Annotated in this window: 21 protein-coding genes; 14 read left to right on the forward strand and 7 right to left on the reverse strand. The window is 64.3% G+C overall.

Annotation, left to right across the window (positions count from 1 at the left end; all coding sequences use genetic code 11):
- Nucleotides 1–181: 181 nt before the first annotated feature.
- Complete coding sequence (locus Q0687_RS09385; protein ID WP_298874995.1) at nucleotides 182–877, reverse strand: cell cycle transcriptional regulator TrcR; 696 nt, start codon at nucleotides 875–877, stop codon at nucleotides 182–184.
- A 267-nt stretch (nucleotides 878–1144) separates the two neighbouring features.
- Between Q0687_RS09385 and ispH the strand changes: the two genes are divergently transcribed.
- The 3 genes from ispH to rnhA are packed head-to-tail and all read left to right on the forward strand — an operon-like array spanning nucleotide 1145 to nucleotide 3564.
- Nucleotides 1145–2113, forward strand: a complete 969-nt coding sequence (gene ispH, locus Q0687_RS09390) for a 4-hydroxy-3-methylbut-2-enyl diphosphate reductase (protein ID WP_298874998.1) — start codon at nucleotides 1145–1147, stop codon at nucleotides 2111–2113.
- Between the two features lie 6 nt (nucleotides 2114–2119).
- Nucleotides 2120–3103, forward strand: coding sequence for a homoserine kinase (locus Q0687_RS09395; RefSeq protein ID WP_298875001.1), 984 nt, complete (start codon nucleotides 2120–2122; stop codon nucleotides 3101–3103).
- Nucleotides 3100–3564 carry a ribonuclease HI gene (gene rnhA, locus Q0687_RS09400; protein ID WP_212298479.1) on the forward strand — a complete coding sequence of 155 codons (465 nt, stop codon included), beginning with the start codon at nucleotides 3100–3102 and terminating at the stop codon, nucleotides 3562–3564. The genes Q0687_RS09395 and rnhA overlap by 4 nt, the downstream gene beginning before the upstream one ends.
- A 181-nt stretch (nucleotides 3565–3745) precedes the next feature.
- Here the strand turns inward: rnhA and Q0687_RS09405 are convergent, their stop codons facing one another.
- From Q0687_RS09405 to Q0687_RS09425, 5 genes are all read right to left on the reverse strand, one after another.
- Nucleotides 3746–4231: a peroxiredoxin gene (locus Q0687_RS09405; protein WP_298875010.1), complete on the reverse strand. Its 486-nt coding sequence runs from the start codon at nucleotides 4229–4231 to the stop codon at nucleotides 3746–3748.
- A gap of 108 nt (nucleotides 4232–4339) precedes the next feature.
- Nucleotides 4340–4894 carry a DUF924 family protein gene (locus tag Q0687_RS09410; protein WP_298875013.1) on the reverse strand — a complete coding sequence of 185 codons (555 nt, stop codon included), beginning with the start codon at nucleotides 4892–4894 and terminating at the stop codon, nucleotides 4340–4342.
- Nucleotides 4895–4911: 17 nt separating this feature from the next.
- Nucleotides 4912–6597, reverse strand: a complete 1686-nt coding sequence (locus tag Q0687_RS09415) for a long-chain fatty acid--CoA ligase (protein ID WP_298875016.1) — start codon at nucleotides 6595–6597, stop codon at nucleotides 4912–4914.
- A 196-nt stretch (nucleotides 6598–6793) separates the two neighbouring features.
- On the reverse strand, nucleotides 6794–8242 hold the full coding sequence (locus Q0687_RS09420; RefSeq protein WP_298875019.1) for a D-alanyl-D-alanine carboxypeptidase family protein: 1449 nt from the start codon (nucleotides 8240–8242) through the stop codon (nucleotides 6794–6796).
- Between the two features lie 176 nt (nucleotides 8243–8418).
- Nucleotides 8419–10227, reverse strand: a complete 1809-nt coding sequence (locus Q0687_RS09425; protein WP_298875022.1) for a glucan ABC transporter ATP-binding protein/ permease — start codon at nucleotides 10225–10227, stop codon at nucleotides 8419–8421.
- 304 nt (nucleotides 10228–10531) lie between these two features.
- Here Q0687_RS09425 and Q0687_RS09430 point away from each other — a divergent pair, with 304 nt between their 5' ends.
- From Q0687_RS09430 to Q0687_RS09460, 7 genes are all read left to right on the forward strand, one after another.
- Nucleotides 10532–10894 (forward strand): hypothetical protein, encoded by a 363-nt coding sequence (locus tag Q0687_RS09430; protein ID WP_298875025.1) that lies wholly within the window; start codon nucleotides 10532–10534, stop codon nucleotides 10892–10894.
- 116 nt (nucleotides 10895–11010) lie between these two features.
- The gene (gene hisE / locus Q0687_RS09435; protein WP_298875028.1) at nucleotides 11011–11415 is read left to right on the forward strand and encodes a phosphoribosyl-ATP diphosphatase; all 405 of its coding nucleotides are present in this window, start codon (nucleotides 11011–11013) and stop codon (nucleotides 11413–11415) included.
- A gap of 34 nt (nucleotides 11416–11449) precedes the next feature.
- Entirely contained in the window at nucleotides 11450–12052 is a 603-nt protein-coding gene (locus tag Q0687_RS09440; RefSeq protein ID WP_298875030.1) for a YqaA family protein, read from the forward strand.
- Between the two features lie 38 nt (nucleotides 12053–12090).
- On the forward strand, nucleotides 12091–12624 hold the full coding sequence (locus Q0687_RS09445; RefSeq protein WP_298875032.1) for a hypothetical protein: 534 nt from the start codon (nucleotides 12091–12093) through the stop codon (nucleotides 12622–12624).
- Between the two features lie 29 nt (nucleotides 12625–12653).
- Nucleotides 12654–14054 (forward strand): aspartate ammonia-lyase, encoded by a 1401-nt coding sequence (locus Q0687_RS09450; protein WP_298875034.1) that lies wholly within the window; start codon nucleotides 12654–12656, stop codon nucleotides 14052–14054.
- 250 nt (nucleotides 14055–14304) lie between these two features.
- Complete coding sequence (locus tag Q0687_RS09455) at nucleotides 14305–15273, forward strand: nitronate monooxygenase family protein (protein ID WP_212073076.1); 969 nt, start codon at nucleotides 14305–14307, stop codon at nucleotides 15271–15273.
- Between the two features lie 13 nt (nucleotides 15274–15286).
- Nucleotides 15287–16066 carry a thioesterase family protein gene (locus Q0687_RS09460; RefSeq protein ID WP_298875043.1) on the forward strand — a complete coding sequence of 260 codons (780 nt, stop codon included), beginning with the start codon at nucleotides 15287–15289 and terminating at the stop codon, nucleotides 16064–16066.
- A 401-nt stretch (nucleotides 16067–16467) separates the two neighbouring features.
- On the opposite strand, the gene Q0687_RS09465 is transcribed toward Q0687_RS09460, so the two are convergent.
- The gene (locus tag Q0687_RS09465) at nucleotides 16468–18030 is read right to left on the reverse strand and encodes an AMP-binding protein (RefSeq protein ID WP_298875046.1); all 1563 of its coding nucleotides are present in this window, start codon (nucleotides 18028–18030) and stop codon (nucleotides 16468–16470) included.
- A 123-nt stretch (nucleotides 18031–18153) separates the two neighbouring features.
- Here Q0687_RS09465 and Q0687_RS09470 point away from each other — a divergent pair, with 123 nt between their 5' ends.
- The 4 genes from Q0687_RS09470 (at nucleotide 18154) to Q0687_RS09485 (ending at nucleotide 21080) form a co-directional block, all read left to right on the forward strand.
- Nucleotides 18154–19143, forward strand: coding sequence for a nitronate monooxygenase (locus Q0687_RS09470; RefSeq protein ID WP_298875049.1), 990 nt, complete (start codon nucleotides 18154–18156; stop codon nucleotides 19141–19143).
- Between the two features lie 96 nt (nucleotides 19144–19239).
- Nucleotides 19240–19488, forward strand: coding sequence for a hypothetical protein (locus Q0687_RS09475; protein ID WP_298875052.1), 249 nt, complete (start codon nucleotides 19240–19242; stop codon nucleotides 19486–19488).
- 133 nt (nucleotides 19489–19621) lie between these two features.
- Nucleotides 19622–20332 carry a hypothetical protein gene (locus tag Q0687_RS09480; RefSeq protein WP_298875054.1) on the forward strand — a complete coding sequence of 237 codons (711 nt, stop codon included), beginning with the start codon at nucleotides 19622–19624 and terminating at the stop codon, nucleotides 20330–20332.
- 82 nt (nucleotides 20333–20414) lie between these two features.
- Nucleotides 20415–21080, forward strand: a complete 666-nt coding sequence (locus Q0687_RS09485; protein WP_298875057.1) for a hypothetical protein — start codon at nucleotides 20415–20417, stop codon at nucleotides 21078–21080.
- Nucleotides 21081–21125 lie beyond the last annotated feature (45 nt).

Here is a 21125-nt window from a genome sequence, read left to right on the forward strand (position 1 = left end):
TCTCCGAACAAGTGTAAGCTATGTGTCCGGGCTAAACAGCAGCGAAGCAATCCAGTATCCCTCCGCGGTGACAGTCTGGATTGCTTCGCTGCGCTCGCAATGACGGGATAGAGCTCACCAAACAAAAACGCGGCAGGTTGGCCCGCCGCGTTCGCATTCGATAGCGAATGAGGACGAAGGATTACTCCTCCTCTTCCTCGTGCTTCTTGCCGCCGAGGGTCTTGAGCTTGGCGAAGACGGCGTCGACGTTGAGGTCGTCGCTCGACTTCTCCGACGGCTCGTGCTCGTCCTTCTTGGTGGTCTCGGACGCCGGCAGCAGGGTGGCGCCGCCATAGTTTGCGTCGATCGGCTTTTCCTTGGCCGCACGCGCCACTTCGAAGTCGAGCTCGATCTGCGAGCAGAGGCCGAGGGTCACAGGGTCGATCGGGGTCAGCTGCGAGGTGTTCCAGTGGGTGCGGTCGCGGACGCTGGCGATTGTGCTCTTGGTGGTGCCGACCAGGCGCATGACCTGGGCGTCCTTGAGCTCGGGATGGCTGCGCAGCAGCCAGAGGATGGCGCTGGGGCGCTCGTGGCGGCGCGACACCGGGGTGTAGCGCGGGCCCTTGCGCTTGGGCTGGGGCGGCAGCACGACCTTGCTCTCCTGGAGACGGAGCCGGTAGTCTTGGTTCTTCTCGCCCTTCTCGATCTCCTCGCGGGTCAGCTGGCCGTTGGAAATCGGATCCATGCCCTTGATGCCCTGGGCGGCGTCGCCGTCGGCGATCGCGCGCACCTCGAGGGGATGCATCTTGGTGAAATCGGCGACCTGGTCGAAGGTCAGCGCGGTGTTGTCGAGCAGCCAGACGGCGGTCGCCTTGGGCATCAGAGGTGCGTTGCTCATGGCAAATCTCCTTTGTGCTTCGCCCACCCCCTCAGGAGGCGAAACCGGTGGTCATCAGCGATGACAGGGAATTGGCGCTATATAAGCCCGACAGGGGTAGCCACGCAATGGTTCTGCTATAGATAGTGCCTTGACAGCGCTCGAAAGGGGGCCCAATTCCCTCTCAAGTCGCACTAACGTCCTAGCAGACCGTTTTAGGCCCTTTTCCATCCCATCGACCGTCCCCCGCCAGAAGGCGAAAGGGTGATTCGGTCCCGAGATCGCTCAATGTCAGCCAAACCAGACCTCAAGATCGTGCTTTGTTCTCCCCGCGGCTTCTGTGCCGGGGTGGTCCGGGCGATCGACACCGTGGAACGGGCGCTCGATAAGTACGGCGCGCCCGTCTATGTTCGCCATGAGATTGTGCACAATAAATATGTCGTCGACGGGTTGAAGAAGAAGGGTGCCATCTTCGTCGAGGAGCTGGCGGAGATTCCTGAGAACGCCACCGCCCCGGTGGTGTTTTCGGCCCATGGCGTGCCGAAGTCGGTTCCGGCCGACGCCCAGTCCCGCAATCTGTTTTCGCTGGATGCGACCTGCCCGCTGGTGACCAAGGTGCACCGCGAGGCCGCCATCCACTTCAAGCGCGGCCGCGAGATTTTCCTGATCGGCCATTCGCATCATCCCGAAGTGGTCGGCACGCTCGGCCAGCTTCCGGTCGGCGCCGTCACCCTGATAGAGACCGCCGAGGACGCCAAGACCATCAATCCGAAGGACCCGAACAATCTGGCCTTCGTGACCCAGACCACGCTGTCGATCGACGATACCGCGGAGATCGTGGCGCTGCTCAAGGAACGCTTCCCGAACATCAACGGGCCGCACAAGGAAGACATCTGCTACGCCACCACCAACCGCCAGCTCGCGGTGAAGAAGGTGGCGCCGGTGGTCGATGCCTTGATCGTGGTCGGCGCGCCGAACTCGTCGAACTCGCAGCGTCTGCGCGAGGTCGCCGAGCGCGAGGGCTGCAAGATCGCCGTGCTGGCGCAGCGCGCCGCCGACATCGACTGGACCAAGTTCGGCAACATCACGAGCCTCGGCATCACCGCGGGTGCGTCCGCGCCGGAAGTGATCGTCGAGGAGATCATGGACGCGTTCGCCGAGCGCTACACGCTGCATGTCGAGACGGTCTCGGCCGCGGAAGAGAACGAGTTCTTCCCGCTGCCGCGCCAGGTGCGCCCTGAAGCTGCCGCCGAGTAGATCTTTATGGCGGTCTACACCGACGTTGCCGCCGACGAGCTTGCGGATTTCCTGAGGCAATACGATCTCGGCGAGTTGCTCTCCTACAAGGGCATCGCCGAGGGCGTCGAGAACACCAACTTCCTGCTGCATACGACCAAGGGGTCGTTCATCCTCACGCTCTATGAGAAGCGCGTGGCGAAGAACGATCTGCCGTTCTTCCTCGCGCTGATGACGCATCTGGCCGAACACGGTGTGAACTGCCCGTTGCCGGTGAAGGCAAGGGATGGCGAGGCGTTGCACGATCTGCAGGGACGCCCGGCCGCGATCATCACCTTTCTCGAAGGCGTCTGGCCGCGCAAGCCGAACGCCGTGCATTGCGCCGGCGTCGGCGAGGGGCTGGCGAAGATGCATCTGGCTGGCGCCAATTTTGCGATCAAGCGTGCCAACGCGTTGTCAGTGTCCGGCTGGCGGCCGCTGTTCGAGGCTGCGGCTGCTCGCGCTGACGAGGTGCAACCGGGGCTGCGTGCGTTTCTCGAAGCCGAGCTCGACTACCTCTCGGGCGGGGTCTGGCCGAATGATCTGCCTGATGGCGTGATCCACGCCGATCTCTTCAACGACAACGTCTTCTTCCTCGGCGACAAGCTGTCGGGCATCATCGACTTCACCTTCGCCTGCAACGACATGCTGGCCTATGACGTCGCGATCTGCCTGAACGCCTGGTGCTTCGAGCCAGATCATTCCTTCAACGTCACCAAGGCGCGCGCCTTCCTCAACGCTTACGGGCGGGTGCGAAAGCTTTCCGAGGCCGAAGAGGCCGCGCTGCCGCTGCTCGCGCGCGGCGCCGCGATCCGCTTCCTGCTGACGCGGCTCGTCGACTGGCTCAATGTGCCACCGGGCGCGCTGGTGAAGCCGAAGGATCCCCTCGAATATGTCCGCAAGCTGCGCTTCCACCAGAGCGTTTCCAGCGTGCGGGATTATGGGCTGATGCCGTCAGGACTGGTCGCGTGAGCGAGCTCCCCAATGTCACGATCTTCACCGATGGCGCGTGCTCGGGAAATCCCGGGCCCGGCGGCTGGGGCGCGATCCTGAAGTTCGGTGACAAGGAAAAAGAGCTGAACGGCGGCGAGCGCCACACCACCAACAACCAGATGGAATTGATGGCGGCGATCTCGGCGCTCGAAGCGCTGAAGAAGCCGTGCACCGTCGATCTCTACACCGACAGCCAATATGTCCGGCAGGGCATCACTGGTTGGATTCACGGCTGGAAGCGCAACGGTTGGCGCACCGCCGACAAGAAGCCGGTCAAGAATGTCGAGCTATGGCAGCGCCTCGATGCAGCGCTGAAAGCGCACGAGGTGCGCTGGCACTGGGTCAAGGGCCACGCCGGCCATCCCGAGAACGAGCGCGCGGACCAATTGGCGCGCGATGGAATCGTGAAGGCGCGGTTGCAGCAGCGGGTGGCGGAGTAGGGGAGACGTCGTCTCAGACGTTGCTACACTCTCCGCTGTCATCGCCCGCGAAGGCGGGCGATCCAGTACGCCGCGGCCGTTGTGATGAATCTCACTGTCTCTGGAATACTGGATGCCCCGCCTTCGCGGGGCATGACAGTGTCATTTGTGGCCGGAACGGTGCCGCCTTACAGCGACAGCCTTACAGCTGCCCCAGCAGCGTATCGCCGCCCGAGACCTCGACCTTGCCGGGCATCGCTTCGAGGTTCAGCCTCTTGACCACGCCGTCCTCGACCAGCATCGAGTAGCGCTTGGAGCGGATGCCGAGGCCGTTGCCGGAGGCGTCCAGCTCCATGCCGATCGCCTTGGCGAAGTCGGCATTGCCGTCGGCGAGGAAGATCGCCTCGTCGCGCTGGTCGGTGTCGCGCTTCCAGGCGTTCATGACGAACGCGTCGTTGACCGAGACGATCGCGATGGTGTCGACGCCCTTGTCCTTCATGGCATAGGCGTTGAGGAAGATGCTCGGCAGATGCATCTTGTGGCAGGTGCCGGTGTAGGCGCCGGGCACCGCGAATAGCGCCACCTTCTTGCCCTTGAAGATATCGTCGGTGGTCTTCACCTGCGGGCCCTCCGCCGTCATCACGCGGAATTTCGTCTCGGGCAGCTTGTCGCCTACTTGGATCGCCATCGTCAGTCTCCCTGAAAATCGGTACCGCTTTTTAGACCGTGCGGCCGGACTGCACAATATTGCCGGCGGAAGAAGCCGAGGGGCCGGCGGCCCTTCACCGCGATGTCATCAGCCTGAAAAACCGCCGCCGTCGAGGAACGTCTGTTCGTCAGCCGTGGTCTGGCGGCCAAGAACGCGGTTGCGATGGGGGAAGCGGCCGAACCGGCGGATGATCTCGGCGTGCTCGGCAGCCGATTCCTGGGCCTCCGTGTTGTCGGTCCCGTGAAACAGCGCGATGCAATGCTCCTGGTCGGGAAGATGCTCGGAATGCATCAGCGGCATATAGAGGAATTCGAGCAGGGCAGGATCGACCCTGCCGCCGGCGCCGCGATCGATGGCGCGCCTGGCAACACCGAGCGCCAGCGCGTCGCTGGAAAAGGCCGCTTGCGTGCCGCGAAACATGTTGCGGGGAAACTGGTCGAGCACGATGAGGAGCGCCAGCGCGCCGCCATCGCTGTCTTCCCACGACGCGAACTCGCCGGCGACGGCTTTCTGCCAGAGCGCGAGAAAACGGTGCCGGATCTCCGCGTCGAAAGCGTCGTCGCGCTTGTACCAGCGCTCGCGGCCGGCCTCGCGCCAGAAGGCGAGAATGCCCGATGGCGCGATGTCGTCGATATCAGCCATGGACAGCAGAGGCGGCGTTACGCCGCCTGGGCCTTCTTCTCGTCGCGCAGCTCGCGGCGCAGGATCTTGCCGACATTGGTCTTCGGCAGATCGGTGCGGAATTCGATCTGCTTGGGCACCTTGTAGCCGGTGAGCTGCTCGCGGCAGAACTTGATGACATCCTCGGCCGTGATGTTCGGGTCCTTCTTGACCACGAAGGCCTTCACCGCTTCACCGGAATTGCTGTCGGGCACGCCGATCACGGCGCATTCCAGCACGCCCGGATGGCTCGCGATCACTTCCTCGATCTCGTTCGGGTAGACGTTGAAGCCGGAGACCAGGATCATGTCCTTCTTGCGGTCCACGATCTTGGTAAAGCCCTTCTCGTCCATCACGCCGATGTCGCCGGTGCGGAAATAGCCGTCTGATGTCATCACCTTGGCGGTCTCTTCCGGCCTGTTCCAATAGCCCGACATCACCTGCGGGCCCTTGGCGCAGATCTCGCCGGCCTGGCCGAGCGGCACTTCGTTGCCGTCGTCGTCGCGGATCGAGATCCAGGTCGATGGCACGGGAATGCCGATCGTACCGGTGAACTCCGTCGCCGTCGCGGGATTGCAGGTCAGCGTCGGCGAGGTCTCCGACAGGCCATAGCCTTCGGCGATGAAGCAGCCGGTCACGGCCTTCCACTGATCGGCCACGGGGCGTTGCACCGCCATGCCGCCGCCGTTTGAGATCTTCAGCTTGGAGAAGTCGAGCTTCTTGAAATCGGGATGGTGCATCAGGCCGTTGTAGAGCGTGTTGACGGCCGGGAAACTGTTGACCTGGTATTTCGCCAGCTCCTTGACGAAGCCGGCGATGTCGCGCGGGTTGGGGATCAACAGATTGCAGCCACCGGCGCGCACCGCGAGCAGGTAGCAGGCCGTCAACGCGAAGATGTGATAGAGCGGCAGCGCGCAGACGATCATGAGCTGCTCGACATGAGGCGGCGCGTTGAGCGCCGGCTGCAGCCAGGCGTCGTTCTGCAGCACGTTGGCAACGATGTTGCGGTGGAGCAGCGTCGCGCCCTTGGAGACGCCGGTGGTGCCGCCGGTATATTGCAGGAAGGCGACGTCGCCGGGCGACAGCTTTGGCTTGTTGAAGTTCTGGCCGCGGCCGGCGGCAAGCGCGTCGTTGAACGACACCGAACCGGGCAGCGCGAACGCCGGCACCATCTTCTTGACGCGGCGGACCACCAGATTGACGATCACGCCCTTGAAGCCGAGCAGGTCGCCCATGCTGGCGACGATGACATGCTTGACCGGCGTCTTCGCGATCACCTGCTGGACCGTGTGGGCAAAGTTCTCCAGCACGATGACGGCTTCGGCGCCGGAATCCTTGAGCTGATGCTCGAGCTCGCGCGGCGTGTAGAGCGGATTGACGTTGACCACGGCAAATCCGGCGCGCAGCACGGCCGCGGTGGCCACGGGGTATTGCAGCACGTTCGGCATCATGATCGCGACGCGGGCGCCGCGCTGCAGGCCACGGCCCTGCAAATAGGCAGCGAGCGCCAGCGACATCTGATCGAGATCGCGATAGGTGATCGCCTTGTCCATGCAGATGAACGCCTTGCGGTCGGCGAACTTCGCAAAGCTCTCCTCCAGCAGGTCGACCAGCGATGCGTATTGCGTCGGCTCGATATCAGCGGGCACGCCGGGCGGATATTGCTTGAGCCAGATGCGCTCCATGGAAACTCCCCTCTCTTAACGTCAGAGCCCGTTGTGTCCCGGGCTGCCTCATTGCCGGCAGTATCGAGCCTGCCGGAACGGCTGGCAAGCGGTCGAGGCTTAGGGCAAAGGCCGGGGAGTGGCTACTGGAATCGTCGCAAGTCGCTGCCGCAGATGCGAAGTGCGGCCGGCGGCCTGACGGGCCTCGCGCGTTAACCTAGCTGTTGTTGGGCGCGGGCTTCGCCGCAGGCTTTGTCGCGGCCTTGGGTTTTGCAGGTTTGGCCGCCTGATCGCCGCTCGCCGCCGGCTTGTCGGCTGCAGACTTGGCCGCGGCATGCTTGCTCGCGGCCGGCTTTGCCGTACCCTTCGTATCGCTCTTTGCGTCACCCTTCGCCGTGGCGTCGGGCTTGGCGGCTGTTGGCTTTGCCGCTGCCGTTTTGGCCTCGCTGCCGGCGTCGGGTTTCCTGGCAATTCGCGACTTCTTGCCACGTGCCTTCGGCGTGACCTGCTGGTCGGCGTCGGCCGCGACAGCCGCGACGAGGGCAGCGCCGCTGCGGGTCGGGCCGGTATAGACCACAACGGGTTCTGCGGCTTCCGGGGCCGAGGCCATCAGCTCGGATGCCTTCATCAGCGGCGGCTGCAGGCCGGCGGTGAAGAACGTGACCTTGGCTTCGCCACCGGTCAAGGAGCCTGATCCGCTGCCATTGGTCGCGATCAACGCATCGTCGTCGTCGCTGGCCGGATGCTTGCGATGACCGCCGCACATCTCATCGCGCAGATTCGGCGGCGAGGCGTCGACCGGCACGAGGTTTTCGACCGTGCCGAGCGAGGGGCGCAGCCACGACAGATTGTCCTGGCTGAAACCGCGCTCGAGCAGCTGCGCCGCTTTCACCGCGCGCGCAGTGCCGGAGCTGGCGCCGAGCACCACCGCGATCAGACGGCGGCCGTTGCGCGTTGCCGAAGCCACGAGGTTGTAGCCGGAGGCGCAGATGAAGCCGGTCTTGAAACCGTCGGCGCCGGGATAGCGACCGATCAGCTTGTTGAAGTTCGGCGTGATCCGCTTGCCGAAACGGATCGCGGGGATGTGCACGAAGTACTCATATTCGGGCAGGTCGCGCAGGAACGAACGGGCGAGAATGCCGAGGTCGCGCGCCGAGGTGACGTGTCCATCGGCGGGCAGGCCGTTGGGATTGACGTAGTTCGTCTGCGTCATGCCGAGCTTCTTCGCGGTGTCGTTCATCATCACCGCGAAGCCGTCGATGGAACCGCCGATGCCTTCGGCCAGCACCACGGCCATGTCGTTCGCCGACTTCACCATCATCATCTTCAGCGCATTGTCGACGGTGAGCTGTGTTCCCGGCCGCAGGCCCATCTTCGAGGGCGATTGCGAGGCGGCCGTCGGCGACACCGTCAGCAGCGTGTCGAGCGTGATCTTGCCATCCTTCACCGCCTTCAATGTCACATAGGCGGTCATGATCTTGGTGACGGAGGCCGGATACCAGGGGATGGTGGCGTTATCAGCCTGCAGCACCTTGCCGGTATCGGCTTCGATCAGCAGCAGCGCTTCGCCATTCGCGATGCGCGGTACAATAAGCGCACCGACGGCGAGGGTCGCCGCAAACAGGTTGAACAGGGATTTGCGAAGCAGCGGGCGAAAGGCGTGCACTATCCGATTCCGGTCCTTGGAGAGCCGCAGGTTCCACGCGGTTCTCGTGATCTGATGTTCGGTTTTGAAATCCAGCGCCGCCGCTCGCGGCAGCGCAAACCTATACTGGCTCGTGCGTCGAGAATAGGGGCTTCAATGCGGTAATCCGCAATGAAATAGGCTGAATTTCGACGGCGTTACGGGGACTTGACGGTAGCCGAAGCAGCCTGCGTGGCACTCACGCCGCTTCGCACGCCAGCCTGTGCTTGTTCCTGCACCATGAACTGGGCCTTGGCGAGCTCGGCAAAATGGCCGCCTTTGGCGACGAGTTCATCGAAAGTTCCGCTTTCGATCACCCGCCCGTTCTCGAACACCAGGATCCGAGTGGCATTTCGGATGGTGGAGAGGCGATGGGCAATCACAAAGGTGGTGCGGCCCTTCATCACTTCATCGAGAGCAGCGTTCACCTTGGCCTCGGTGACGGCATCGAGCGCGGAGGTCGCCTCGTCCAGGATCAGGATCGGCGGGTCCTTCAGCAGTGCACGCGCGATCGAGAGCCGCTGTCGCTCGCCGCCCGACAGCATGCGGCCGCGCTCGCCGGCATTGGTCGCAAAGCCGCCGCTGCGCTCGATGAAGTCGATCGCCTGCGCGCGCTCGGCGGCCTTGCGCATCTCGGCCTCGGTGGCATCCGGCTTGCCGACGCGCAAATTCTCCTCGATCGAGCGGTTGAACAGCAGCGCTTCCTGGAACACGACGCCGATGTTCCGCCGCAGCGATGTCAGGGTCACGCCGCGCACGTCCATGCCGTCGATCCTGATGAAGCCGGATTGCGGATCGAAGGCACGGTGCAGCAGCGCGATCGCGGTCGATTTGCCGGCGCCGGTCGGGCCGACCAGCGCGATAGTCTGGCCGGGCAGCGCTGTGAAGGAGACGTCCTCGATCGCTGGCCGCTTGCCGTCATAGGAGAAGGTAACGTCGTTGAACTCGACGAGGCCCGAGAGCCGGCCGGCATCGATCGCATCCGGCCGGTCATGCACCGCGGGCACGGCATCGAGCACATTGAAGAATTCGCGCAGGCGCGGCGCTTCCATGAACACGTTGTTGATGAAGCTCACCACCTGCTCCAGCTTCTGGATCAGCAGCGTGGCGAAGCTCACGAACATCACGATCTCGCCGACTGAAGTCTGGCCCTGGTCATGCAGCGCGATACCGAGCGTGAAGATCGCGAGCACGGTGATGGTGGTGGAGGCGCGCGTGATCACGGTGACGAGCGCCCACCAGGACAGAACAGGCATTTGCGCCGCGAGCAGCTCGTCGGCAACCGAGCGCAAGCCCTTCACCTCGGATTCGACCCGCACGAAGCTCTGCACCAGCGCGACATTGCCGAGTGCGTCGGAGGCGCGCGCGGAGAGCTCGCTGTAATGCTCCTCGACCGCCATCTGCATGCCGAAGGTCCTGCGCACGACGAAGGTCGTCAGCGCGGTGAAGACGATGCAGAGCACGAACAGGAGGATTGCGAGCCGCCAGTTCAGATAGAGCGACAGCGGCAGCAGCACCACGACGGAGAGGATCGCGGCGAAATGCTCGCGGAAGAAGCCGAGCCAGAGCCGCCACAGCGCGTCCGTGCCGTTGAGCATCACCTTCATCAGCCGTCCCGAATGGGTACCGGAGTGGAAGGTGAGCGGCAGCTGCAGGATGTGCTCGAAATAGCTGGTCAGCACCGCCTGGCGCTGACGATGGGAGAGCCGGTCGGCCTGCAAGGCCACGAGCGCGCTGCAGGCAATGGTGAACAGGCCGAACGCGACCCAGGCCATCAGGAATGGCCAGGCCGAGCTCGAGCCTGCGACGGTCTTGCCGGAGAGCACGTCGACGATCCGTCCGAACAGCACCGGCTCGGCGAATTGCGAGCCGGCCAGCAGCAGATTCGCGAAGGCCAGCAACCAGCCCAGCCGCGCCTCCTTGCCGAGCAGCTCGAGAACGCGGGTGTAGAGACGGAAAATGGACATGAAGCAGGCGCTGACCCAGGCAGGCGGGATGACTTTGAGATGACATTCTAAGCAGGGATCGCCAGCGAGATACAGCGGAAGCTTGTGCTATCCGCTCGATCCCTCGTCGCCGGCGTTGAGAAGCAGCGCGCGGGGTTTGGCTGCATCCCCCAACCTGAACGGGAGATGAGCGAAGGATGCGTCACGATCACGCAAGGCCGTTCAGCTTGTGTTGGGGTTGGGGAACCTAACTTAGGTGAAAGGTGTTTGAGAGGCATGAGCCTGTCTCGAGGCACCAGTGCAGGTCCCAAGGAGGGTCCAAATCATGTTTAACCGATTTTCGAGGTTCGCCGGCCGCAAAGCCGTTCTCGCCACTGCCGCGGTGCTGGCGCTGACCAGTGTCGCCCCGACCGCATCGTTCGCCGGCGGCCGCCACTGGCATGGCGGCGGCGGCGCGGCCTTCGCCGGTGCGGCGATTGCCGGCGCCATCGGCACCGGGCTCGCGATCGCGGCGACCCGAGACGCCTACGCCTATGATGCGGGTCCGGGCTACTACTATGACAGCGGCCCGGCCTACTACAGTGGTCCCGGCTATGGTCCCTATTATTACGGCTCGGACTACCAGGAGCGCTACGGCGGCTACAACAAGGTCTGCGCCCACGGCTATTCCGGCTACGGTTGCGAGTAACCATTCGCCATAAGCCAACGATCAACAGGCCGTCGCACTTGTCGCGTCGGCCTGTTTTTCGCTTTTATTGCCGGGCGTTAACGCGCTCTCCATGGGTTTAGAGTAGTTTTGATTACATGAGTGATTCGCTTGAGCGGCTATATTTGGCTGTGCTCGCGGCCAGAGACCTTGATCCGGCAACATCGCGTACCGCGCGGCTGTTTCAGCGCGGCCCCTCCAAAATGGCGAAGAAGTTGGCCGAAGAGGCGATCGAGGTCGTGATCGATGCGGTCAACGGCGATGCCGAGGCCGTGGTCCGGGAAAGCGCCGATCTGCTCTACAATCTCACCGTGCTCTGGGCGTCCGCAGGTGTCCGCCCCGAAGACGTCTGGCGTGAGATGTCGCGGCGTGAGGACATGCTCGGCATCGCCGAAAAGCTGCCGAAGTCGCCGATGAAGCTGCCCAAAGTCGCCTCACCGCGCATGTCCGCCCGGCGTCCGATTGTCGCGCTCGAGGGTCGGGCGACGCGGAAACGGCACTAAATCGTCAAAAACTCGCGATGGACAAATCCGTCCCATGGTGCTTCATCGCGGCGCCATGCTGAAACGTATCTACGACTGGTGCATCGACGCCGCCCACAAGCCTTACGCGCTCTGGATCATGGGTGCCGTGGCTTTTGCCGAAAGCTCCTTCTTTCCCGTTCCGCCGGACGTGATGCTGATCCCGATGTCACTGGCGCGCCCGCAGCGCGCCTGGGTCTATGCGGCGATCTGCACCGCGACTTCGGTTCTGGGCGGACTGCTCGGCTATGCCATCGGCGCGCTGCTGTTCGACTCGGTCGGCCATTGGCTGATCCAGGTCTATGGCCTCGGCGACAAGGTCGACGCCTTCCGCGCCTCCTATGCCGAGTGGGGCGCGGTGATCATCCTGCTCAAGGGCCTGACGCCGATCCCCTACAAGCTCGTCACCATCACGTCGGGCTTTGCCGGCTACAATCTCGTGCTTTTTGTCTTGTGCTCGATCGTCGCACGCGGTGGACGCTTCTTCATCGTCGCGATCCTGCTCAACCGCTATGGTGACTGGATCCGCGAGCGGATCGAGCGGCATCTCGGCCTGTGGGTCGCGCTTGGCGCCGCCGTGCTGGTGCTGGGCTTTGTGGTCGCGATCAAGCTGATCTGAACTTTGCCACCGCGCCGGCTTCGGCTACGGTTGGCCTCATGATGGTTCGATCCGGCAATCCGGCCGTGTGGCTCGGGACGCTGACGTCAGCGGTGCTGCTCCTGCTTGGTGCCGGCGGGACCGGCTGGGCGCAATCGGCGCCGCCCTCGCTCGGCTTGCAGGAGCAGGGACCTCAGGCCGCGCCGGCTCCGGCAACGCCCGCGTCTCCGCCGCCGGCGGGTGAGGAAAACCCCGGGCTGATCAACGAAATGGGCAAGCTGTTCGACAAGCTGCCCAGGGTCCTGCCGCCGATCAAAAGCCCCAGCGAAACCTTGAACGATTTGTCGCGGCTGGCGACGCCGTCGACCATGGTGTCCGGACGCACGACCTGTCCGCTCTCGTCGAACGGTGCGCCCGACTGCAAGCTCGCCGCCATCAAGCTCTGTCAGAGCAAGGGCTACAAGGAAGGCAAGAGCCTCAACACCGACTCCGCCGAGAAGTGTTCGGCCAAGGTTCTCATCCCGGGCAGGCAACGCAAGCCCGACGATTGCCGCACCGATACCGTCGTCACCAGCGCGCTGTGCCAGAACTAGGGACGCCGCGCGAGCAGCAAGGAGCGCCCATGAGCCGCACCGAACAGGACTTCCTCGGACAGCGTGAGATCGCCGACGACATCTACTACGGCGTCCAGACCATCAGGGGGAAGGAGAACTTCCACATCACCGGCATTCCGATGAACCAGGAGCCTTACTTCGTGAAGGCGCTCGGTTATGTGAAGAAGGCCGCGGCGATGGCCAACCGCGATCTCGGCGCGATCGACGCCAAGGTCGCCGATGCCATCATCCTCGGCTGCGATCGCGTCATCGCCGGCGACATGATGGACCAGTTCGTCACCGACTTCATCCAGGGCGGCGCCGGCACCTCGACCAACATGAACGCCAACGAGGTGATCGCCAACCTCGCCCTGGAATCGCTCGGCTTCCACAAGGGCGACTACCAGCACGTCAGCCCGAACGACCACGTCAATTACGGCCAGTCGACCAACGACACCTATCCGACCGCGTTTCGCCTCGCGCTGATCCTGCGCCTCGAAAGCTACATGACGGCGCTGCGCCAGCTGCAGGAGGCGTTCTTCGCCAAGGGCCGCGAGTTCGACCGCGTGCTGAAGATGGGGCGTACGCATCTGCAGGACGCGGTGCCGATGTCGCTCGGGGCCGAATTCCGCGGATGGGGCACCACGATCGGGGAGGAGGTCGATCGCATCTCGGAGGCGCGCGCGCTGCTGCGCGAGATCAATCTCGGCGCCACCGCGATCGGCACGTCGGTCACGGCCGCGGTCGGCTATCCCAAGCTCGCGGTCCGGCATTTGAGCGCGCTGACCGGCGTCGACTTCATCCTCGCCGGCGATCTCGTCGAGGCGACCTCGGACACCGGCGCTTACGTGCAGCTCTCCGGCGTGCTGAAGCGCACCGCGAGCAAGCTGACAAAGATATGCAACGACATCCGCCTGCTCGCCTCGGGCCCACGCGCCGGCTTCAACGAGATCAACCTGCCGCAATTGCAGCCGGGCTCCTCGATCATGCCGGGCAAGGTCAATCCCGTGATCCCCGAGGTCGTCAACCAGACGAGCTTCCTCGTCATCGGCCTCGACACCACGGTGACGCTCGCGGCCTCTGCCGGCCAGCTCCAGCTCAACGTGATGGAGCCGGTGATCTCGTTCGCGCTGTTCTTCTCGATCCGCACCATGGAGCGCGCGGTCAACTCCTTGCGCGAAAACTGCGTCGTCGGCATCACGGCAAATGAGGAGCACACCCGCAACATGGTGCTGAATTCGCTCGGCATCGTCACCGTGCTGAAGCCGTTGCTCGGCTACAAGCAATGCGCCGAGATCGCGCGCGAGGGCTACAAGAGCGGCAAGTCGCTGCACCAGATCGTGGTGAGCGAACGCAAGCTGCTGACGCAGGAGAAATGGGACGAGATGTTCTCGTTCGAGCGGCTGATCAATCCGGATTTGGTGGGGTAGCTCGCCGTCATTCCGGGGCGCGCGAAAGCGCGAACCCGGAATCCATCGGGCCGCAGCGCGAATAGCGAAATGGATTCCGGGCTCGCGCCAAGTGGCGCGCCCCGAATGACAGCAGCCGGAATTCCGCGCGTTGGAATTGCGGTAGCGCCGTCCGCCACGGCGTCACAACGCAATACTTGACAGTGGAAAGATTGCCTTGTTGGTATGGTCCCAACCTCTCATGCGCCTGTCAGCAAAGGATCGTTCCGCAATGTCCATGCCTGCTCTGTTCAAGGGACGCCTGTCGATCCCCGTGATCGGTTCGCCGCTCTTCATCATTTCGGTGCCCGACCTCGTGATCGCACAGTGCAAGGCGGGCGTGGTGGGCTCGTTTCCCGCGCTGAATGCGCGGCCGCCGGAGCTGCTCGACGAATGGCTGGCGCGGATCACCGAAGAGCTCGCAGCCTATGACCGCGCCCACCCCGACAAGCCGTCGGCGCCGTTCGCGGTCAACCAGATCGTGCACAAGTCGAACAACCGGCTCGACCACGACATGCAGCTCTGCGCCAAGTACAAGGTGCCGATGATCATCTCTTCGCTCGGCGCGCGCGAGGAGCTCAACCAGGCGGTTCATGGCTGGGGCGGCATCGTCTTCCACGACGTGATCAACCAGAAGTTCGCCCACAAGGCGATCGAGAAGGGCGCCGACGGCCTGATCCTGGTCGCGGCCGGTGCCGGCGGCCATGCCGGCACGATCTCGCCGCTCGCCTTCGTTGCGGAAACGCGCAAATGGTTCGACGGTCCGATCGCGCTGTCGGGCGCCATCGGCAACGGCAAGGCGATCCGCGCCGCGCGCATTCTCGGCGCCGACTTCGCCTATATCGGCTCGGCCTTCATCGCGACCAAGGAAGCCAACGCGGTCGAGAAGTACAAGGAGATGATCGCGGGTTCGACGGCTGACGACATCGTCTATTCCAATCTCTTCACCGGCGTGCACGGCAATTATCTGAAGCCCTCGATCCTCGCCGCCGGCATGGATCCGGAAAACCTCCCGACATCGGATCCGTCCAAGATGAACTTCGGTACCGACGCCTCCGGCGAGCGCGCTAAGCCGAAGGCCTGGAAGGAGATCTGGGGCTCGGGCCAGGGTATCGGCAGCGTCGAGGGCATCGTGCCCGCCGCCGAGATGATCGCGCGGTTCAAGAAGGAATACGACGAGGCGATCGATCCGCCGTTGTGATGGTGCTCGCAAAATGAGTGCCATCTACCGCGTCGACGGCAACAGTGTCGTCACCAGCCCCAGTGCCGCCGGCCCCTGGGACCGGCGCATGCAGCACGGCTCGGCGCCGTCGGCGCTGGTGACGTGGGCGGCGGAGCGGATTCCGACGCCGGTGCCGATGAACATCGCGCGCGTCACCATCGATCTGATGCGCCCGGTGCCGGTCGCGCCGCTCACCATCGAGACCGAGGTGCTGCGCGAAGGCCGCAAGATCCAGCTTTGCGAGGTCAAGCTCTTCTCCGACGACGTGCAGGTCGTCGGCGCCATCGTGCTCAAGATCAAGCAGCAGGCGCAGCCGCTGCCCGACGACGTGCAGGATCTGCCTGTGACACTGCCGTCGCCCGAGGATTCGCTGGTCGAGGACGGCCACGGCGCCACCAGTCCGTTCGCGGGCATGGTCTCGATGCGCGCTGCGCGTGGCCGCTTCGGCCAGGCCGGCGCCGGCGCGATCTGGTTTCGCCTCGACCATCCGCTGGTCGAGGGCGAAGCGGTCTCGCAGGCGATGCGCGCCGTGGTCGCTGCCGATTTCTCCAACGGCACCGCATCGACGCTCGACTTCCGCGCCTGGACCTACATCAATGCCGACCTCACGGTGAACCTGGCGCGCCAGCCGGTCGGCGACTGGATCCTGCTCGACGGTGAGTCCTGGATCGGCCCCGACGGCGCGGGCCTTGCGATGTCGCGGCTCGCTGACCGGCAGGGCTATTTCGGCCGTGCGATCCAGAGCCTGGTAATCGAGAAGCGATCAGAGTGACGGCAAGCGCAGGGCTTGCTGCGTGGGCCGATTGAACGGCAGCTTCCGCCGCCGCGGAAGGGATGCAAGATCGTGTCGACCAAAGCATCCTGCCAGTTCAGAATCCGTAGAAGATCTTGATCTCCCACAGCACCACGATGATAGCCGTGATCAACGTGACCGCGGCGACTGCACTTTCCAGGGAAGCGACTCTCATGTCCCACTCCGCTTCCCAGCCCCATCAGCGGTCTAGTTGATTCCCGGATTCGCCGGCAATCGCTCGGCCGGCCCGGGCACGCACTCTGCCGGGCATTGTGGTGCCGAGGCCACAACAACACCGTAAAACCCCGGGTGAAAACACGCAAAACTCCCGGTGTTTCGCGCGATGCGTGTAGTCCGAACCATTGCCGCAATCGGGACAATTACCCCACCATCCGGTCCCGCCCGCTCCAGAAGCCTGCGCGCAGCACCTTCTTGTCGACCTTGCCGACGCCGGTCATCGGCAGCTGCTTGACGAACTGGATCTGCTTGGGCGCATGGGCCGAGCCCTTTCGCGTCCGCACCAGGTTGATCAGCTCGTCCGGATCGGGCCTTGTGCCCTCACGCGGCACGACGATGGCGGTGACGGCCTCGCCCCATTTCTCGTCGGGCACGCCGACGACCGCGACCATGGCGACGTCGGCGTGTTGCGACAGCACGTCTTCGATCTCGCGCGGAAAGATGTTGAAGCCGCCGGTGACGATCATGTCCTTCTTGCGGTCGAGGATGAACATGTAGCCGCGCTCGTCCTGGCGCGCGATGTCGCCGGTATGGACCCAGCCGTTCTTCAACGTCTCGGCGGTGATGTCAGGCCGCTTCCAGTATTCCGCCATCACATGCGGTGCGCGCACGCAGATCTCGCCGGCCTCGCCTGATTTCACCTCCTGGTCGTTGTCGTCGAGAATCCTGACCTCGCAGGCCGCGATCGGGAAGCCGCAGGATAGAAACAGCTCCGGCGTCTTGGGATCGTGGTCGCTCTTGCGCAGCACCGAGACCGGATAGCATTCGGTCTGGCCGTAGAGCTGCGAGAACACCGGGCCGATGCGCTCGATGCCCTCGACCAGCCGGCTCGGCGACATCGCCGACGCGCCATAAAGCACGAGCTCGAGCGAGGAGAGGTCGGTCTTGCCGAGCGCGGGATGATCGAGCAGCACATAGATCATGGTCGGCACGAACAGCGTGAAGTTGATGCGCTCGCGCGTGATCGTTGCCAGCACGGCTTCAGGGTCGAACCCCTTCAGCATGTGCACCGTGCCGCCGCGCATCAGCGTCGGCAGCACCTTGGTGCCGGCGACGTGACTGATCGGCGCCACCGTGAGATAGCGCGCGGCGTCGGGGATCTCGAAATCGGCGAGGATCGCGGCGGCGGCGCCGGCGTTTTCGCGGTGGTAGCGCAGCGCGCCCTTCGACTTGCCGGTCGTGCCGCCGGTGTAGTTCAGCGTGGAGAGATCGTCGAGACCAGCGAGGCACCGCGCGCTGGCGTGCCCCGCGCTCTCGATCGCCGCCAGCAGATCGACGCCGTAATCGGCCGGCCCCATCGTGAAGACCGCCTTGAGCCGTGTTGCCTTCGCTGCAAGCTCGCCGCCGCGATCGCGGAACGCAGCGACATCGACCACCAGCACCTCGGCGTCGGAATCCTCGAGCTGAAACAGCTGATCCGTCTCCGATCCCAGGGGATGCAGCCAGGTGACGCAGCACCGCGACAATTGCGCGGCGACGCCGGCGCACCAGGTGTCGGCGCGGTTCGCGGTGAGGAAGGCGACGCGCGCCCCCGGTTGCAAGCCGAGCCGCATGAACACGCCTTGAATGCGTCCGATCAGATCGAGCGTGCCCTGATAGCTCAGTGATCCGCCGGGCCACGCGAAAGCGGTGCGACCAGGATAGCGCGCCAGCGCCCGTAGCGTCTGCGCACAAGTCGGGGACGATGCGTGGAGCGGATCGGACATATGTTTCCTCGTTGCTTTGTCATCGGCTTCTCGCGTGCCAATGTTGCCGACGAGGCTAGCACAGAGCATGCGGGATGGAACGACAAAGCCCGCGCGCGGAGCCAAGAGTGATGGGAGGCATGCGTGACGTCAGATCGACTGCAACAATTTCGCGATCGTCTCAGCCTGCCCCTGATCGCAGCTCCCATGTTCCTGGTGTCGGGCGTCGAGCTCATGGTTGCAGCCTGCCGGAGCGGCGTGATCGGCAGCTTCCCCACCGTGAATTGCCGCGGCCCGGAACAGCTCGATGGATGGCTCACCGAGATCGCAACGCGGCTGCGCGATCATGAAGATCAAACCGGCCGCAAGGCCGCGCCGCTTTGTCCGAACCTGATCGTGCATCACTCCAATGCGCGGCTGGAGCAGGATCTCGCCGTGCTGCTCAGGCACAAGCCGGAGATCGTCATCACCTCGGTCGGCTCGCCGGCACAAGTGCTGAAGCCGCTGCATGATGCCGGCAGCCTGGTTTTGGCGGACGTCGCCTCGATCCGCCACGCCGAGCGCGCGGCAGCAGCAGGCGCCGATGGGCTGGTGCTGCTGACGGCGGGGGCGGGCGGACAAACCGGCTGGCTCAATCCGTTCGCCTTCGTCCGCGCGGTGCGTGCGTTCTACGACGGCATCATTGTGCTCGCCGGCGGCATCAGCGATGGCCGCGCGCTGCATGCGGCCGAAGTGCTCGGCTGCGATCTCGGCTACATGGGCACGAAATTCATCGCGACGCGCGAGAGCATGGCGGACGAGCGCCACAAGCAGATGCTGGTCGAGAGCAGCGCCGACGACATCCTGCTCACCACCGCGTTCACGGGCTTGCAGACCAGCATGCTGAAGCCGTCAATCGTCGCCGCCGGGCTCGACCCCAATGATCTGCCGGCGCGCGGCGCGATCGACATCGGCAAGGACATCGATGTCGGTGCGCGGGAGAACCGCCCCGAACGCTGGCGCGATATCTGGAGCGGCGGGCACTCGACGTCGGGCGTCACCGGCGTGATGGCGGTCGATGACCTCATTGCTCGGACGGTCGCGGAGTACCGCGAGGCGGGTGGCAGTAGCGTTTTGCAGCCCCAGCACGGTTAATCCCGCATGGCTCCTCAAGCCCGCATTTAACGGCAGATTAACCATCGCCCGCCAACAATCCCTCACGGCCGCCAATCAGGACGAGAGGGACAGGCAATGGATTTCGATTATCTCAACAGCAAGACAGCGGCCTCACTGGACGAGATCCGCGTCCGCGTCGCCCATGCGCTGGCTCGTCACCCGCTCTGCCGCAATGTCCGCTTCGACATCGTCAAGGTCCCACGCACCCGTCGGGGCGGAAACTGGACGGTGACGCTGCAATCGGTCGAACCGCGGGCGGTATGGGAAGCCTCCGAGATCGTCGCCGACATTCAGGACGCCTACGATCTGGCCTTAGCGGCCTGATTTCGCAGCGCTTTTTGGCTTCGACGCCGCAAGCATGATGATTGTCGCCTGAAAGGCACACTCAAGCCTTAATTCGTGCCCTTTTGCCCGGCATCTCTAACAACATCGTGAAGCGGTCCTTCCGGAGAGACGTTTGTCCAGAGCCATCACCATCACCGTGCTGACCTGTATCCTCGTCCTCGGTGCCGCCACCACCGCCATTCTCGGCCGCGACAGCGTGCCCAGTGCCAGTGCCGAGATGATCACCCAGGCCCTGCCCAAGCCGCTCGCCGCCAACCGCGCCGCCAAGGCCGACCGGCTGGTTCCGACCCTGGCGCTGGCCTCGGCCGCAATCGATCCGGTTCAGGTTCCCGCCGACAGGCTGTCGCAGGCGCCTGTGCTCACCGAGCCGCTCCGCCAGGCATTTGCCGCCGCCACGCCGTCCGATTTCCCGATGCCGAAGCCGAGCGTGAACGAGGCGCCTGCGCCTGCGGAGACGACCGCCGCGATCGAGCCTCCGCCGAAGCCGAAGCCGGTTGCGAAGCCACAGCCGCAAAAGACCTATTCTCTGCTCTCGGACGTGCAGATCGCCGGCATCCGGGATCGGCTGAAACTGTCGTCGTCGCAGGAATATTACTGGCCCTCGGTCGAGAGCGCGTTGCGCAACGTCGTCAAGAAGATCTCGGCGAACAAGCTCTCCAATCCCAACGGGCCGAACGTGCAGATCGATCCGAATTGCGATGAGGTCCAGCAGCTGAAGTCGGCCGCGATGCCGCTGCTGTTCCAGCTGCGTGACGATCAGAAGGAAGAAGTGCGCAAGCTCGCCCGCATCATCGGGCTCGAGCAGGTCGCGCGACAGATCTGATCGTTCCCTTCAGGGAACAGCTTCCGATCAGGAACATCCGGCAATCCCAATGCGTTGCTCGCTCCAAACAGGGAGTGAGCCAATGCGCGCCGCGACAGCTTATTTCGTTGGTGCCGGATCGATCGTTGCCGCCATTGCTATTGGTCTCGGCGGCGGCATTGTTGCCGGCAACATCATGAATCCAATCGCGCCCAAGCATGGGCCTGACACCAGCAAGGTGGCGCAGCGCGCGGAAAGCAACACTGCGTCGGAGCGCGTGCAATATCTCACGGGCTCGCAGGCGTTCGGAGCGATCGTCGCGTCGCCGGCTCAGGCGCAGGGCGAAGCCAAGCCGGACGCGAAGCCCGATGCGGCGATCGCTGAGGCCAAAGTAGAACCGCCGGCGCCGCCGCCCGCGCAGACCGCTTCCGTCGAACCGCCCAAGCCGGCGCCGTCGCCTCTGCCAGCGACGAAGCCCATCGAGCAGCAGGCTTCGACAGAGCCGGCATCCTCCCCCGAGAATGCCTATGCCAAGGCCAGGGATTCCGACATCAAGCGCGCCACATCCGAGCGTCGTCGGGCGGAACGGCACGAACGCTGGGCCGAGCGTCATCGCTATGAACAACGCGATGCGCGCGGCGCGCGCGACCAGACCAATTGGGATGATGTCGCGCGGAGCGTCCGCGAGGATTCCGACGCGCGCGATTTTGCCGGTCGGCCGCGCGGTGGCGTCCCGCAGATCCGGCTGTTCGGCGACGATGACGATTAGCACTTGATGCCGCGCACGCGAATGTGAGCGGCATGCGATGCGTTC

This window comes from uncultured Bradyrhizobium sp., assembly GCF_936928535.1.
Taxonomy (GTDB): Bacteria; Pseudomonadota; Alphaproteobacteria; order Rhizobiales; family Xanthobacteraceae; genus Bradyrhizobium.